We start from the raw sequence: 15,193 nt of genomic DNA, 5'->3' as shown, positions 1-15,193 counted from the left end.
ACTGCGTCTTCCCCCGGTGCGGGGCGGCTACTCCGGGGTGGCGGCTGTCCGGGCGACCGCGGGCTGTGCGCCGGTGGCGTCCGCGGTCCCGGCGGCGGCTTCGGCTGCGCGGTCGCGGCGCTCGCGGCGGACGAGGACGACCCAGCCGACCGGCACGAAGGCGGCGAACAGCCACCACTGGACGGCGTACGCCATGTGCGGGCCGATGCTGTCGTGGTCGGGGGCGGCCACGGGCTCGGGGCCCTTGTCGCCCGGATCCGGGTCGGTGAGTTCGAGGTAGCCGCCGAGGACGGGGCGGTGCAGCGAGGCGGCCTGGCGCTCGCTGTTGATGCGCATCACCTGACGGGGCGGCAGGCCGCGGGTGTCCTTGATGCCGCTGGAGTCGGTCTCGTCGGCGCGCAGCCGGCCGGTGACGGTGACCTTGCCGGAGGGCGGGGCCGGGACCTCGGGGAACTTCGTCAGGTCGCCGGTGGAGGGGATCCAGCCGCGGTTGACGAGCACGGCCCGCCCGTCCGCCAGCAGGAGGGGGGTGAGGACCATGTAGCCGGACTTGCCGTCGGCGCTGGTCCGCATCCGGACGACGACCTCGTCCTTGGTGTCGAAGGTGCCGCTCGCGGTGACCTGGCGCCAGACGTCGTCGGAGACGTCCTTGCCGGGCCCGGACAGCTCGGTGACCGGCACGGGGTCGGCGGCGAGACTGCGGGCGACGAAGTCGTTGCGCGCGACCCGGTGCTCGTGGCGGTGGAACTGCCAGAAGCCCAGTTTGATCATCACGGGGATGAGGACGAGCCCCACGAGGGTGAGGATCACCCACTGCCGGGACAACAGGAAGCGGTACACGCATTTGACGGTACCTGGCCCGGTTTACCCCGGAGCCATCGGGTGCCCCGGCCGGCGCCCCCGTCAGCCCTGCTGCCCGCCGGGAGCCGGGACCACGTGCGAGAGCAGCTGGACGAAGACCGCCTCGTCGATCACCGGGGTGCCGAAGGAGCGCGCCTTGGTGGTCTTGGTCGTGGGGGAGTCAGGGTCGTTGGTCACCAGCACGCTGGTGAGCCGGGAGACGCTGGTGGCGATGTGCAGCCCCGCCTCGATGGCGCGGTCCTCCAGCAGCTCGCGGTCGATGGAGGTGTCGCCCGAGAAGGCCACCCGCATGCCCTGAATGAGCTGTTCGCCCTCTTTGTACCGCCCGGGGTTGGGGTACGGGCAGGCGGGCCGCTTACGGCTGGGCCGCCAGCTGTTGGACGAGCCGTAGGAACGCTGCTGTCCGATATATCCGGAAGTGCGGGGAGTTGCCGGGCCGTCGGACCACTCGGTCAGGGGCTGGCAGGCGAGCAGCGGAAGCCGCAGATCGGCCCTGGCCGCCAGGTGCAGGCTCGGCCGGAACGCCTCGGCCAGCACGCGGGCGTCGTCGAGCGCGTGGTGGGCGCGCTGCTGCACGACGCCGTAGTGCGCCGCGAGCGACTCCAGCTTGTGGTTGGGCAGCGGCAGCTGCAGCTCCTTGGAGAGCGCGATCGTGCACAGCCGCTGCCGCACGGGCGCGGTCGCCCGCGCGCGGGCGTACTCCCGGGCGATCATCGACCAGTCGAAGGCGGCGTTGTGCGCCACCAGGACCCGGCCCTCCAGCCGCTTCGCGAACTCGTCCGCGATCTCGGCGAACAGCGGCGCGCCGGACAGGACGGCGGTCGTCAGACCGTGGATCCACACGGGGCCGGGGTCACGCTCGGGGTTGACCAGCGTGTACCAGTGGTCCTCGACCTGCCCGCGGGCGTCCAGCTGGTAGACCGCCGCCGACACTATCCGGTCGTCCCGCGCGAGCCCGGTGGTCTCCACGTCGACGACCGCGTACCCCTCGGGGTACGCGGCCGGCCACGGAGTGGGAGTGTCGGCGGTGGTCTGGTCTTCGAGCATGGTCACAGAGAATACGGGGGCGTACTGACAGTGAGGCGAGCGGGCGGTGCGGCGACGACGGGCCGGGGAGGTCCCGCGCCCGCCCGGGCCGCACCGCGAGATGCCCGGGTGAGAAGACCCCCACGCCATTGACGGGCCCTCCCCCCGTACGCCGAACCTCGGGTAACACAATTCGATACCGAAGGGTAACTACCCCTAGCGGCACGGCTGATGACGTGCCTATCGTGCGCCCATGCCGCACCTTCCCGATGTCGTGCTGTGGTCCATCCCCGCCTTCCTCCTGCTCACCGTGCTGGAGCTGGTGAGCTACCGGCTGCATCCCGCCGAGGAGACGGGGGACGCGGGCTACGAGGTCAAGGACGCGGCGACCAGCATCGGAATGGGCGCCGGCAGCCTCGTCTTCGACGCGCTGTGGAAGATTCCGATCGTCGCCGTCTACACCGCGCTCTACGAGCTCACGCCGCTGCGCATCCCCGTGCTGTGGTGGACGCTCCCCCTGATGCTCCTGGCGCAGGACTTCTTCTACTACTGGTCGCACCGCGGCCACCACGTCATCAGGATCCTGTGGGCCTGCCACGTGGTGCACCACTCCAGCCGGAAGTTCAACCTCACCACCGCGCTGCGCCAGCCCTGGACCACGCTGACCGTGTGGCCCTTCTACCTGCCGATGATCGCCGCGGGCGTGCACCCGGCCGCGCTCGCCTTCTGCTCGTCCGCCAACCTCGTCTACCAGTTCTGGGTGCACACCGAGCGGGTGCGCAAGCTGCCCCGGCCCTTCGAGTACGTCCTGAACACGGCCTCCCACCACCGGGTCCACCACGCCTCGCAGGGCGGCTACCTGGACCGCAACTTCGGCGGGATCCTCATCGTCTGGGACCGGCTCTTCGGCTCCTTCGTCCCCGAGGGCGAGCGGCCCGTCTACGGGCTGACCAAGAACATCGGCACCTACAACCCGCTGCGCGTCGCCACCCACGAGTACGCCGCCATCGCCCGCGACCTGCGCGCGGCGCGGGACTGGCGGGAACGGCTGGGACGGGTGTTCCGGGGCCCCGGCTGGCAGCCGGCGGCGCGGCGGGAGGCGGCGGCAGCCGGGCGGGACACGGCGGACACCGGGCGGGAGGCGGCGGCAGCCGGGACCCCGGCCGCCGAAGCCGCCCCCGCCCACGAGCAGGCCGCGTGAGGGCCGCCCGCGCCCTGCCCGCCCTCTTCGCCGCCACCGCCCTCGCGCACCTCGGGGCCCTGCTCGCCGGGTCCGCGGTCGCCCTCGTCACCAAGCCCGCCCTGATGCCCCTGCTCGCGGCCTGCGTCCTCGTGCGCGGCGGGCCCCGGCTGCTCGTCGTGGCGCTGCTGTTCGGATGCGGGGGCGACACGCTCCTGCAGACCGGCGGCGACGTGCCGTTCCTGCTCGGCATGGCGTCCTTCGCCGCCGGGCACGCCTGCTACCTCGTGCTGTGCTCGCGGTACGGCACCCCCGGCGGCGCCCGCACCCGTGCGCTGGCCGCCGGCTACGGAGCGGCCTGGCTCGGCACCGTCGTGCTGCTGTGGCCCGACCTGGAGGCCGGGCTGCGGGTGCCCGTCGCGCTCTACAGCCTGCTGCTCGTCACGATGGCGCTGTGCGCGACCCGCACCCCGCCGCTCGCCGCGGCGGGCGGCGCGCTGTTCGTCGTGTCGGACACCCTGATCGCCACCGGCGTCGCCGACTGGCCCCAGGCGCCCGCCGCCCAGTTCTGGATCATGCTCACCTACCTCGGCGCGCAGGTCCTGCTCGCCGCGGGGCTCCTCCGCAGCGCGGAAGGGGCCGGACGCCCGCCCGGCCCCTCCTGTGACGAACGCGCGCGTCAGCGCACCGCGTCCAGGGCGTCGACGATGCCGAAGCCGTAGAAGCCGTTGACGTTCTTGTTGCCGGTGCAGACGGCGTCGGCCTTGCCGTCGCCGTCACCGTCGTAGGGACCCGTGGGGCAGCCGGGGTTGTCGGCCTGCGCCTTGAGGAGCCACTGGATCTCCTGCGGGGACGACTTGGGGTGCGCGCTCTTCAGCAGCGCCGCCACGCCGGCCACGTGCGGGCCGGCCATCGAGGTGCCCTGGAGGTAGCCCCAGTCGCCGCCGGGCAGCGTGGAGAGGATGCGGCCGTCCTTGGCGGGCAGGTCCGGGACCTGGTACTTGTCGCCGCCGGGGGCCGCCACGTCGACCTGGTTCAGGCCGTAGTTGGAGTAGTAGGCCTTCGCCGACTTCACGCCGGTCGACGAGACGGTGACCACGCCGGGCAGCTGCGCGGGGACGTCGAGGCAGACCGAGGGGTCGATCTTGCGCTTCTCGGCCGGCCGGCCGTGGTCGTTGGGGCTGGAGGTGTCGGTGATCTCCTTGGCCGCCAGGTCGAAGTTGGAGTTGCCGGCCGAGGCGACGTTGACGGTGCCCTTGTCCTGGGCGTACTTCGTGGCGCGGGCGACCGACTCGGATATGGCCTTCTGGTCGGGGTCGTCGGCGCAGTTGAACAGCCACGGGTCGACGTAGTAGCTGTTGTTCGTCACCGCTATGTCGTGCTCGGCGGCGAAGACGAACGCGCAGACCACGCTCTCCGCGTAGAAGAAGCTGCTCCTGTTCGACACCTTGATGCCCGAGACCTTGACGTTCGGGGCGACGCCCGCGACGCCGACGCCGTTGCGGGCCGCGGCTATCGTCCCGGCGACGTGCGTGCCGTGGTAGTCCTCCGCCGGGTCGTACGGCCGCCACGCGCCGGGGCTGGTGTCCGCCTTGCCGGTGACGCAGCTCGCCGACTGGCTCCGGGAGAAGTTGGGGGCGAGGTCCGGGTGGGTGTCGTCCACGCCGGTGTCGATGACGCCGACGGTGACCTTGCGGCTGCCCGGGTTGATCTTCGCGGCCTGGTCGGCCTTGATGGCGGGGAGGTCCCACTGCAGGTCCTCCAGCGGCTCGGCGCCGCCGGCCTGCTGACGGGCGGCCGCCGCAGCGCTGCTCCTGGGCAGCTTCACCTTCTCGGGCTTGCCGACGTCGGTGGTGCCGGCCGGGGCGATCGGCGCGGTGCGGGTGGCGCCCGCCGACTGCACGCCGGGGACCGCGCGCAGCGCCGCGGCGAAGCCGGGGTTCTTGGAGTGGGCGACGATCACGCCTATCCGCCCGTAGGTCTCCACGATGCTGCCGTCGGCCTGGGCGACGGCCTTCTTCACCTTGGCGAGGGTGGCCCGGTCGGTGGCGGTGTTCACCACGTACGACAGGAGGGGGCCGTCCGTGGCGGCCGTCTTCGCCCGGGGCTCGGGCTGCGGGGCGGCGGCGGCCACGCCGGGCAGGAGGCCGAGCGAGGCGGTGAGGGCGAGACCGACGGGAACGGCCAGCAGGGCGTGCCGTCTAGAACGCAGAGGAGCCATGGGTTCTCCACATCATCCGAAAACCGCCGGAGCGCAGGTCGCGCGCGGGCGGGTACATGACGAGTGAAGCTAGCGCCGATCATGGCACCGGGCAATGCATTCCGGAACAAACGCCCTGAGCGGCCATGACCCGGCAACAAATGGCGCAGATGCGAGGGGAGTTCGGAATGACTCCCTCCGGAAAAACCCTTGCGGAAAGCCTCCCGCGAACTCTTCCGGAAACCCCCCGGGAAACCCTCCGGAAGGGGGGCCGCGTCAGGGCGTGAGATCGCCGTCGCGCAGCCCGTCGATGCTCAGCGGCGGAAGGGGCACCCGGGGCCCGTACCACCGCCCCGCTCTCGGGAGGGGGACGGACCGGCCGGTCGTCACCGCCGCTATGGGCGCCGTCAACCTGACGATCCCGAACGGTCGTCGACCGGGGGACGGCGGGGTGGGAGGAGGCGCATCGCTCACACCAGGGTCAACGACACCGCGGGCGGGCGGTGTCGCCCCCGGCGGCAGCTGCCGCCGAATTCCGCACCTTCCCCCTGTCGCATACTGCGACCTGCCTCTACGATGCGTGATCCGGATCACAAGCCATCGGCTCGCGCCTCACACCCCCCTTGTCAGGAGAGACCGTGGACACCGCACCAACCACCACACAGGGGCCGGACGAGCCCGACGGCCCGTCGACCACCGAGGCCGCCCCGCCCGCGGCCGGGAACGATCGTTTCAGCACGCTGCAGTCGAGCGCGGAATTCGGCGAACTGCGCCGTACGCAGCGCTCGTTCGCCTTTCCGCTCACCATCGCCTTTGTTTCCTGGTACCTGCTGTACGTCCTGCTCTCGAACTACGCGGGCGATTTCATGGGCACCGCGGTCGCGGGCAACATCAACGTGGCGTTCGTCCTGGGGCTGGCCCAGTTCCTCACCACCTTCCTGATCGCCTGGTGGTACTCGCGGCACGCGGCCGCGAAGCTCGATCCCGGGGCCGAGGCCCTGCGGGCCCGTCTGGAAGCGGGGGAATGACCGCCATGACCAGCGCCCTGCAGTCGGGCCTCCCCCTCGCGGCCGGCGCCGCGGGCGAGCACCGCACCCTGATCATCACGCTCTTCTCCGTCTTCGTCGCCGCCACCCTCGCCATCACCGTCTGGGCCGGGCGGCAGACCAAGGACGCCACCGACTTCTACGCCGGCGGCCGCTCCTTCACCGGCTTCCAGAACGGCCTCGCCATCTCCGGCGACTACATGTCCGCCGCGTCCTTCCTCGGCATCGCCGGCGCCATCGCCCTCTTCGGCTACGACGGATTCCTCTACTCCATCGGCTTCCTCGTCGCCTGGCTGGTCGCCCTGCTGCTCGTCGCCGAACCGCTGCGCAACTCCGGCCGCTTCACCATGGCCGACGCGCTCGCCTACCGGCTCAAGCAGCGCCCCGTGCGCACCGCCGCCGGCACCTCCACCATCGTCGTCTCGATCTTCTACCTGCTCGCCCAGATGATCGGCGCGGGCGCGCTCGTCGCGCTCCTGCTCGGGGCCTCGGGCGAGAGCTCGCGGCGCTGGATCATCGCCCTGGTCGGCCTGGTGATGGTCCTCTACGTGACGATCGGCGGGATGAAGGGCACCACGTGGGTGCAGATCGTCAAGGCGGTCCTGCTCATCCTGGGCACCCTGCTCATCACCGTCCTCGTGCTCAACAAGGTCGGCTGGAACGTCTCCACCCTCCTCGGGCGCGCCGCCGAGGAGAGCGGCAAGGGCAAGGCCTTCCTCGAACCGGGCCTGCAGTACGGCAAGGACGGCACCACCAAGCTCAACTTCATCTCGCTCGGCCTCGCCCTCGTCCTGGGCACCGCCGGCCTGCCGCACATCCTCATCCGCTTCTACACCGTGCCCACCGCCAAGGCCGCCCGCAAGTCCGTGAACTGGGCCATCGGCATCATCGGCGCCTTCTACCTGATGACCATCGCCCTGGGCTTCGGCGCCGCCGCCCTCGTCGGCTCGAAGTCCATCACCGCCTCGGACCCCTCGGGGAACACCGCGGCCCCGCTGCTCGCCCGGGAGGTCGGCGGCGGCGCCGGATCCACCGGCGGCGCGATCCTCCTCGCCGTGATCTCCGCCGTCGCCTTCGCGACGATCCTCGCGGTGGTCGCGGGCCTCACGCTCGCCTCCTCGGCCTCCTTCGCGCACGACCTGTGGGCCAACGTCATCCGCAAGGGGAAGACCAGCGAGAAGGAGGAGCTCCTCACCGCCAAGTGCGCCGCCGTCGTCATCGGCGCGGTCGCCATCCTGCTGAGCATCTTCGCCCACCGGCTGAACGCCGCCGCGGTCGTGGCCCTCGCCTTCGCCGTCGCGGCCTCCGCCAACCTCCCCACGATCCTCTACAGCCTCTTCTGGAAGCGCTTCACCACCCAAGGGGCCCTGTGGTCGATCTACGGAGGGCTGATCTCCTCCGTCGGCCTGGTGATCTTCTCCCCGGTCGTCTCCGGCAACGAGAAGGCGCTCTTCCCCGGGATGAGCTTCGACTTCTTCCCCCTCGGCAACCCCGGCCTGGTCTCCATCCCGCTCGGCTTCCTGCTGGGCTGGCTCGGCTCGATGCTGTCCAAGCCGCAGCCGGACGCGGACGCGAAGTACGCCGAGCTCGAGGTCCGCTCCCTCACGGGCTACGGCGCGCACTGACGCCGCCCCGCCGCCCGCCGCGGCGCCGGACGGGCCGGTGAGCCCGTCCGGCGTCCGCCGGCGCCCGGCCGGCCCGGTCCGAGAAGACCCGCCGTCACCGCCCATCACGTACGCTGCGGACAGCGAACGAACGTTCAAGCCCAGTCCGCCGGAGGCGCAGCGTGCTCATCGACACCTACGGTCGCGTCGCCACCGACCTCCGTGTCTCCCTGACCGACCGCTGCAACCTGCGCTGCACCTACTGCATGCCCGAAGAGGGCCTCCAGTGGCTCGCCAAGCCGGACCTGCTCACCGACGACGAGATCGTGCGCCTGATCCGCATCGCCGTGACCTCCCTCGGCATCACCGAGGTCCGCTTCACCGGCGGCGAGCCCCTGCTCCGCCCCGGCCTCGTCTCCCTGGTCGAGCGCTGCGCCGCCCTGCGGCCGCGTCCCCGGATCTCCCTCACCACCAACGGCATCGGCCTCGCGCGCACCGCGACGGCCCTGGCCGACGCCGGCCTCGACCGGGTCAACGTCTCCCTCGACACCCTGCGCCCCGACGTCTTCCAGAAGCTCACCCGCCGCAAGCGCCACCAGGACGTCCTCGACGGCCTCGCCGCCGCCCGCGCCGCCGGCCTCGCCCCCGTCAAGATCAACGCGGTGCTGATGCCCGGCCTCAACGACGACGAGGCCCCCGACCTGCTGGCCTGGGCCCTCGGCCTCGGCTACGAACTGCGCTTCATCGAGCAGATGCCGCTCGACGCCCAGCACGGCTGGCGCCGCGACGGCATGATCACCGCGGCGGACATCCTGGCGCGCCTGGCCGCCCGCTTCGACCTCACCCCCGAAGGCGAGGGCGAGCGCGGAGCCGCCCCCGCCGAGCGCTGGCTCGTCGACGGCGGGCCCGGCCGGGTCGGCGTCATCGCCTCCGTCACCCGCCCCTTCTGCGGCGCCTGCGACCGCACCCGCCTCACCGCCGACGGACAGATCCGCAACTGCCTGTTCGCGCGCGAGGAGTCCGACCTGCGCGCGGCGCTGCGCTCCGGGGCCACGGACGAGGAGATAGCCGGGCGGTGGAAGCGGGCGATGCACGGCAAGAAGGCGGGGTCGGGCCTGGACGACCCGTCCTTCCTGCAGCCGCAGCGGCCCATGTCGGCGATCGGCGGCTGAGCCCCCGCCGGAGCCCGCCGGGGCCCGCCGGAGCCCGCCGGGGCCCGGCACCGCGTGCTGCACGTGCCATGCCTGCTACGCGTGCGGCGAGGCCTCCCACTCCGCCAGCGTCACCACGTCCTTGAGGAAGCCCCGCAGGCCGAGGAAGTTGGACAGGTGCTCGCGGTGCTCGTCGCACGCGAGCCACGTCTTGCGGCGGTCGGGCGTGTGCAGCTTGGGGTTGTTCCACGCCAGCACCCACACGGCGGGGGCGCGGCAGCCCTTGGCGGAACAGATCACGGCGTCATCGGGGGAATTCACACCCCTGACTCTACGAACCGCGTGCAGACACGGCGACGCCGGGCAGCCACGGGGGGAGCCGCCCGGCGTCGGTCTGTCGCTCCGACGGGGGATGCGGAGCGCTTAGGAAGTATGTCACGGGGTGCCCGGCGCGCGGCACTGAAACCACATGATTGATCTGAGGTTTTCTTGAGCTTTGCCCAGCGCGCCACCGCCGCCGTGCCCCCGCGGGGCATCAGCCGTGGTCACGCCCTTGATCGCCCTCGGGGCCACGGGCGGCTTCCGGGACGGATTCCGCCCTCTCCTCGCCCGGACCGGGCATCAGCACCGGCCGCGTGGGTGCCGGTATGAACGTGCCGGGGAGCGAAGGGGCGTTCTCCCGGCCCGCGTTGGCGATCACGACCGCCACGTAGGGCAGCAGGGCACCCAGGATCAGCGTGCCCACCGCCACATAGCGCTCGACGTTCCACAGCACCACGGTGAGCACCACCGACAGGGTGCGGATCAGCATCGAGATGACGTAGCGGCGCTGGCGGCCGCGCACGTCCTCGGCCAGCCCCTGACGGGCGCCGGTGATCCTGAAGACCGCCGTACCGCCCTGCTTCCGCATCACGTTCCACCACCTGATCCACCGTGCCCGCGCGCCCTGAGGCGGGACACCCTCCACGTTACGCCGCGTGGCCGCCGGGTACGAGAGCGGGTCCCCCACCGTCCCCGCTCCGACCTGCGGCTGCGTACGCGGCGGCCGCAGCGCGGCGGAGGAACGGCTCCGGCGTGCGCCGTACGGAGAGTGGCCCCAGAATGGCGGGGCACGGCACATCGCGCCGCTGAGGAGGCGACATGAGCTGGTTGTGGGCCATCATCGTCGGACTTGTCCTGGGCCTGATCGCCAAGGCGATCCTGCCGGGCAAACAGCAGGTACCCCTCTGGTTGACGATCATCCTGGGCATGATCGGCAGCCTGCTCGGCAACTGGGCCGCCACCGGGCTCGGCATCAACGAGACCAAGGGCATCGACTGGGGCCGGCACCTGCTGCAGCTGGCGGGCGCGGTCCTCGTGGTCGGCATCGGCGACCGGCTGTGGGTCGCGGTGCGCGGCAACAAGAGCGGCGGGAGACACGCGGCGTAACGGACGGGTGCGGCCGTCACGCCCGCGGGTGCAGAGGCCCGGGCGGGCAGCCGGGCCGGGGCAGGCAGGGCGGGTAGAACGCCCCGGGGCGGCCCGCGCGCATCCCGCGCACGGACCGCCCCGGGCCTTCAGCAGCCTCCGGCTCCGGGCGGCAAGCCCTACCGCAGCTCGGCGATCTTCCGGCCGGCCTTGAGGTAGACCCGCCCGGCCCCGGCGACCTTGGCCACGGTCTCCGTCACGACCTCGCCCAGCGGGCGGATCGCATCGGCCTCGGCCAGCACGACGGCCTCCTGGCCGCCGTCCGTCTCGACCACCAGGCGCAGGCCGTTCTGCTTGGCGACCCGGCGGGCCGCCGAGGCGGACGGCTGGAAGCCCAGGACCTGGCTGAGCACGGCCGTCGCCGGCGAGTCGCCGTGCTCCGAGAGCTCCACCACGGGCGTCTCCACGTCGGAGAAGCTCTTCTTCGAGAACTGCGCGACGAACCCGGCCCGGGCCGCCATCGCCGCCTCGATCCCGTACAGCGCGGCCACGACCTCGCCCGCGAGGATCTTCTTGAGGTCCATCGGGTGCAGCGAGCGCTCCTCGACCCGGGACAGCGCGAGGGCGATCTCCTCGTCCGTCCACTCGGTCCAGGCCTTCAGGTACGGCTCCATCAGCCGGTCCGGAACCGACATGATCTTGCCGAAGACGTCGTCGGCCGTGGCGGACAGGCCCACGTAGTTGCCCTTGGACTTGGACATCTTCGCGCCCGTGCCGTCCGTGCCCTCGATCAGCGGCATGGTGACGACGAGCTGCGGCTTCTGGCCCTTCAGCTCCATGAGCTTGCGGCCCATCTGCAGGTTCAGCAGCTGGTCGGCGCCGCCCAGCTCGACGTCGCAGTCCAGCGCGACCGAGTCCAGGCCCTGGGCGATCGGGTACAGCAGCTCCGACATCGTCAGGCCCGACCCGGCCGCCAGCCGGTTGCGGAAGTCCTCGCGCTGCAGCAGCTGCGAGACCGGCACCTGCGAGAGCAGACCGAGCAGCTCCGGGAAGGTGTACGGGGCCAGCCAGGTGCTGTTCTGGACGAACGTGACCTTCTCGAAGTCGAAGAACGGGCGGACCTGCTCGCGGTAGCCCGCGAGGTTCTTCGCGATGTCCTCGTCGGTCAGGGGCGGGCGCTCGGCCGTACGGCCCGTCGGGTCGCCGATCTTGGCCGTGAAGTCACCGATGAGGAGGGTGACGTCGTGGCCCATGCGCTGGAAGCGGCTGAGGATGATCATCGGCACGGCGTGGCCCAGGTGGACGTCGGCCGCCGTCGGGTCGATGCCCAGCTTGAGCCGCAGGCCCTTGCCCGCCGCGCGCCGCTCCTCGATGCGCTCGGCCAGCTTGTCCACGCCCGGCAGCACCTCGACGGTGCGGGCGGCGATCAGCTCGGCCTGCTCCTTCGCCGACAGATCCGTCAGATCGAGATAGCGCCGCGAGCCCGTCTCCTGGAGCAGCCGCTGGACGGTCTGGTCGGAGGAGAGGTCCTGTGCGAGGAGCTCACCGGCGCGGGCGACGGATTCGCCGAGGCGTGTCATGACATTCCTGGGGATCGATGGGACGGATGAGAAACGGGCGGAGAAGAAAGCGGAGAAAGCGGAGAAGAAAAGGGACGCATACGGAAGACGTGTGCGAGCGGGGGACAGGTGGACGCGGACCAGTCTATTCGGCCCGGTGCCGCGTCCCGGCTGTCACACCCCCGCTGTCACATGCCCGGCGCTCACACGCCCCGGCTGACGGAGCTCATGTTGAAGTCCGGCACGCGCAGGGCGGGCATCGCGGCCCGGGTGAAGTAGTCGCCCCACTCGCGCGGCAGCGTCGGCTCGGTGCGGCCCGCCTCGGTGGCGCGCGAGAGCACCGACACCGGGGACTCGTTGAAGCGGAAGTTGTTGACCTCGCCGACGACCTCGCCGTTCTCCACGAGATAGACGCCGTCCCGGGTCAGCCCCGTCAGCAGCAGCGACGCCGGGTCCACCTCGCGGATGTACCACAGGCAGGTCAGCAGCAGGCCGCGCTCGGTGGCCGCGACCATCTCGTCGAGCGTGGCGGTGCCCCCGGCGTCCAGGACGAGGTTGTCCACGAGCGGGGTGACCGGCAGGTCCGTGAGCCCGGCGCTGTGCCGCGTGGTGACCAGGTGCTCCAGCACGCCCTCGCGGATCCAGTCCGTCGGACCGAGCGGCAGGCCGTTGTCGAAGACCGACGCGTCGTCCCCCGAGGCGGTCGTCAGGACGAACGGCGCGCACTCCAGGCCCGCGGCCCGCGGGTCGCTGCGCAGCGACAGCGGCAGCGGGGACAGCTTCTCGCCGACCCGGGTGCCGCCGCCGGCCTTCGAGAAGACCGTCCGGCCCTCGGCGGCGTCACGGGCGGCCGCCGACCACATCTGGTAGACGAGCAGGTCGGCGACGGCGCTCGGCGGCAGCAGCGTCTCGTACCGCCCGGCCGGCAGGTCGATCTTCCGCTCGGCCCACGCCAGGCGCCGCGCCAGCTCGGCGTCCAGGGCCTGCGGGTCGACGTCGGTGAAGTCGCGCGTGGCCCGGCCCGCCCACGCGGAACGGGTGCCGTCCGGCGACTTGGCGTTGAGCTCCAGGGACCCCGTCGGCTGGTCGTGGCGCAGCCGCAGCCCGGTGGACGTGCCGAGGTAGTACGAGGAGACCTCGTGCAGCGCGAACCCGTACAGCTCGCGGCCCTGCGCCCGGGCGCCGGCGAAGGACTCGCCGAGCGCGGGTGCGAAGCCGTCGAAGACCGCGGAGGAGGTCTCGGCGGGCGGGGCGGTGAAGTCGGGCGAGTGCGGCACGCCCGACACCAGCGGCTGGGCGTCCTCCGCCGGCCCCGCCTCGCGCGCGGCGGCCTCGGCGGCCCGCACCAGCGGCTCCAGCTCCGCGGCCGTGACGGCCGACCGCGAGACGACGCCCGAGGCGGTGCCCTCCGCGCCGTCCACCGTGGCGATCACGGTGACGGTGCGGCCGCGGGTGACGCCGTTGGTGGTGAGCGCGTTGCGCGCCCAGCGGAGGTTGGCGGTGGAGCGCTCGCCGGCGATGACCATGCAGCCGTCGGCGCGGGACAGCTCCAGGGCGCGCTCGACGATCTCGTGCGGCTGGTGACGAGGGCTCACTGACCGGCCTCCTCGGTGGTGTTCAGGATGTTGACGTTCTCGAAGAGGGCCGAGGGGCAGCCGTGGGAGACGGCCGCGACCTGCCCGGGCTGGGCCTTCCCGCAGTTGAACGCGCCGCCCAGGACGTATGTCTGCGGCCCGCCGACGGCCGTCATCGAGCCCCAGAAGTCCGTGGTCGTGGCCTGGTAGGCGACGTCCCGCACCTGGCCCGCCAGACGGCCGTTCTCGATGCGATAGAAGCGCTGTCCCGTAAATTGAAAGTTGTACCTTTGCATGTCGATCGACCACGAGCGGTCGCCGACCACATAGATCCCGCGCTCCACGCCGGAGATCATCTCCTCGGTCGACGGGCCGCCGGGCGCCGGCTGCAGGGAGACGTTCGCCATCCGCTGGACCGGGACGTGGGAGGGGGAGTCGGCGAAAGCGCAGCCGTTGGAGCGCTCGAAGCCGGTCAGCCTGGCGATGCGGCGGTCCAGCTGGTAGCCGACCAGGACGCCGTCCTTGACGAGGTCCCAGGACTGGGCCTCGACGCCCTCGTCGTCGTAGCCGGTGGTCGCGAGCCCGTGCTCGGCGGTCCGGTCGCCGGTGACGTTCATCAGCTCCGAGCCGTACTTCAGCGAGCCCAGCCGGTCGAACGTCGCGAAGGACGTGCCCGCGTACGCGGCCTCGTAGCCCAGCGCGCGGTCCAGCTCGGTGGCGTGGCCGACCGACTCGTGGATCGTCAGCCACAGGTTGGACGGGTCGACCACCAGGTCGTACGAGCCGGCCTCGACGCTCGGGGCGCGCATCTTCTCGGCCAGCAGCGCGGGGATCTCCGCCAGCTCGGCGTCCCAGTCCCAGCCGGTGCCCGTCAGGTACTCCCAGCCGCGGCCGGCCGGGGGCGCGATGGTGCGCATCGCGTCGAAGCCGCCGGTGGCGGGGTCGACGGCGACCGCCGTCAGCTGCGGGTGCAGCCGGACGCGCTGCTGGGTGGTGGTCGTGCCCGCCGAGTCGGCGTAGAACTTGTTCTCCTGGACGGTCAGCAGCGAGGCGTCCGCGTGCGCCACCCCGTCCGCCGCCAGCAGCCGCGCGCTCCAGTCCGCGAGCAGCTCGCCCTTCTCCGCGTCCGGCACGTCGAAGGGGTTGACCTCGTAGGACGACACCCAGGTCCGGTCGGCGTGCACCGGCTCGTCCGCCAGCTCCACCCGCTCGTCCGAGCCGGCCGCCGCGATCACCTTCGCCGACAGCCGCGCCATCGCCACGGCCTGCCCGGCCACCCGCGCCGCCGCGTCCATCGTGAGCTCGACGCCCGCCGCGAAGCCCCAGCTCCCGCCGTGCACCACCCGCACCGCATACCCCAGGTCGGTGGTGTCGGAGGTGCCGGCCGGGCGGGCGTCCCTCAGCCGCCAGGAGGCGCTGCGCACCCGCTCCAGGCGGAAGTCCGCGTGGTCGGCCCCCAGCGCGCGGGCGCGCGCGAGGGCCGCGTCGGCGAGTTGCCGCAGCGGCAGCGCGAGGAACGACTCGTCGATTTCATGTGGCACGGATGGCCTCCCCTAGGCGTGCGATGTCTCCCGAGGACGCAGTG

14 protein-coding genes are annotated in these 15,193 nt (G+C 72.2%); 6 read left to right on the top strand and 8 right to left on the bottom strand.

Annotated features, from left to right (window positions below):
• Positions 1-27: 27 nt before the first annotated feature.
• Entirely contained in the window at positions 28-840 is an 813-nt protein-coding gene (locus tag NQU55_RS16935) for an SURF1 family cytochrome oxidase biogenesis protein (RefSeq protein ID WP_168091287.1), read from the bottom strand.
• A 63-nt stretch (positions 841-903) separates the two neighbouring features.
• Positions 904-1,908 (bottom strand): DEDDh family exonuclease, encoded by a 1,005-nt coding sequence (locus NQU55_RS16930; protein ID WP_168091288.1) that lies wholly within the window; start codon positions 1,906-1,908, stop codon positions 904-906.
• 232 nt (positions 1,909-2,140) lie between these two features.
• Between NQU55_RS16930 and NQU55_RS16925 the strand changes: the two genes are divergently transcribed.
• Together NQU55_RS16925 and NQU55_RS16920 are read left to right on the top strand one after the other, a co-directional pair.
• A complete protein-coding gene (locus tag NQU55_RS16925; RefSeq protein ID WP_168091290.1) occupies positions 2,141-3,088 on the top strand; it encodes a sterol desaturase family protein in 948 nt (315 codons plus the stop codon).
• Entirely contained in the window at positions 3,085-3,789 is a 705-nt protein-coding gene (locus NQU55_RS16920; protein WP_168091291.1) for a lysoplasmalogenase, read from the top strand. The genes NQU55_RS16925 and NQU55_RS16920 overlap by 4 nt, the downstream gene beginning before the upstream one ends.
• Here NQU55_RS16920 and NQU55_RS16915 read toward each other — a convergent pair.
• A complete protein-coding gene (locus tag NQU55_RS16915) occupies positions 3,747-5,288 on the bottom strand; it encodes a S8 family peptidase (protein ID WP_168091292.1) in 1,542 nt (513 codons plus the stop codon). The two genes, NQU55_RS16920 and NQU55_RS16915, sit on opposite strands and share 43 nt — an antisense overlap.
• A gap of 617 nt (positions 5,289-5,905) precedes the next feature.
• Between NQU55_RS16915 and NQU55_RS16910 the strand changes: the two genes are divergently transcribed.
• The 3 genes from NQU55_RS16910 (at position 5,906) to moaA (ending at position 9,089) form a co-directional block, all read left to right on the top strand.
• On the top strand, positions 5,906-6,295 hold the full coding sequence (locus NQU55_RS16910) for a DUF485 domain-containing protein (protein WP_256790790.1): 390 nt from the start codon (positions 5,906-5,908) through the stop codon (positions 6,293-6,295).
• Positions 6,292-7,938: a monocarboxylic acid transporter gene (locus NQU55_RS16905; protein ID WP_168091293.1), complete on the top strand. Its 1,647-nt coding sequence runs from the start codon at positions 6,292-6,294 to the stop codon at positions 7,936-7,938. Before NQU55_RS16910 ends, NQU55_RS16905 begins: the two co-directional genes overlap by 4 nt.
• Positions 7,939-8,099: 161 nt before the next feature.
• On the top strand, positions 8,100-9,089 hold the full coding sequence (moaA, locus tag NQU55_RS16900) for a GTP 3',8-cyclase MoaA (RefSeq protein WP_256790789.1): 990 nt from the start codon (positions 8,100-8,102) through the stop codon (positions 9,087-9,089).
• A gap of 75 nt (positions 9,090-9,164) precedes the next feature.
• Here the strand turns inward: moaA and NQU55_RS16895 are convergent, their stop codons facing one another.
• Positions 9,165-9,389 carry a hypothetical protein gene (locus NQU55_RS16895; RefSeq protein WP_168091294.1) on the bottom strand — a complete coding sequence of 75 codons (225 nt, stop codon included), beginning with the start codon at positions 9,387-9,389 and terminating at the stop codon, positions 9,165-9,167.
• A gap of 214 nt (positions 9,390-9,603) precedes the next feature.
• Positions 9,604-9,978 carry a DUF3099 domain-containing protein gene (locus NQU55_RS16890; protein ID WP_168091309.1) on the bottom strand — a complete coding sequence of 125 codons (375 nt, stop codon included), beginning with the start codon at positions 9,976-9,978 and terminating at the stop codon, positions 9,604-9,606.
• Positions 9,979-10,208: 230 nt separating this feature from the next.
• Between NQU55_RS16890 and NQU55_RS16885 the strand changes: the two genes are divergently transcribed.
• Entirely contained in the window at positions 10,209-10,496 is a 288-nt protein-coding gene (locus NQU55_RS16885) for a GlsB/YeaQ/YmgE family stress response membrane protein (protein ID WP_168091295.1), read from the top strand.
• Between the two features lie 158 nt (positions 10,497-10,654).
• Here the strand turns inward: NQU55_RS16885 and tyrS are convergent, their stop codons facing one another.
• The 3 genes from tyrS to NQU55_RS16870 all read right to left on the bottom strand — a co-directional run bounded on the left by tyrS (position 10,655) and on the right by NQU55_RS16870 (position 15,149).
• Entirely contained in the window at positions 10,655-12,055 is a 1,401-nt protein-coding gene (gene tyrS, locus NQU55_RS16880; protein WP_168091296.1) for a tyrosine--tRNA ligase, read from the bottom strand.
• 182 nt (positions 12,056-12,237) lie between these two features.
• Positions 12,238-13,629, bottom strand: coding sequence for a metallopeptidase TldD-related protein (locus NQU55_RS16875; RefSeq protein ID WP_168091297.1), 1,392 nt, complete (start codon positions 13,627-13,629; stop codon positions 12,238-12,240).
• A complete protein-coding gene (locus tag NQU55_RS16870; protein ID WP_168091298.1) occupies positions 13,626-15,149 on the bottom strand; it encodes a TldD/PmbA family protein in 1,524 nt (507 codons plus the stop codon). Before NQU55_RS16870 ends, NQU55_RS16875 begins: the two co-directional genes overlap by 4 nt.
• Positions 15,150-15,193 lie beyond the last annotated feature (44 nt).

It is taken from the genome of Streptomyces telluris (assembly GCF_024519335.1).
Taxonomy (GTDB): domain Bacteria; phylum Actinomycetota; class Actinomycetes; order Streptomycetales; family Streptomycetaceae; genus Streptomyces; species Streptomyces telluris.
This window is presented reverse-complemented; position numbering and strand designations above follow the sequence as displayed.

Bases quoted from the DNA above. Each gene is read 5' to 3' on its own strand.
- NQU55_RS16930 (WP_168091288.1), bottom strand. From the start codon at position 1,908: ATGCTCGAAGACCAGACCACCGCCGACACTCCCACTCCGTGGCCGGCC.
- NQU55_RS16925 (WP_168091290.1), top strand. From the start codon at position 2,141: ATGCCGCACCTTCCCGATGTCGTGCTGTGGTCCATCCCCGCCTTCCTC.
- NQU55_RS16915 (WP_168091292.1), bottom strand. From the start codon at position 5,288: ATGGCTCCTCTGCGTTCTAGACGGCACGCCCTGCTGGCCGTTCCCGTC.
- NQU55_RS16905 (WP_168091293.1), top strand. From the start codon at position 6,292: ATGACCGCCATGACCAGCGCCCTGCAGTCGGGCCTCCCCCTCGCGGCC.
- NQU55_RS16890 (WP_168091309.1), bottom strand. From the start codon at position 9,978: ATGCGGAAGCAGGGCGGTACGGCGGTCTTCAGGATCACCGGCGCCCGT.
- NQU55_RS16885 (WP_168091295.1), top strand. From the start codon at position 10,209: ATGAGCTGGTTGTGGGCCATCATCGTCGGACTTGTCCTGGGCCTGATC.
- tyrS (WP_168091296.1), bottom strand. From the start codon at position 12,055: ATGACACGCCTCGGCGAATCCGTCGCCCGCGCCGGTGAGCTCCTCGCA.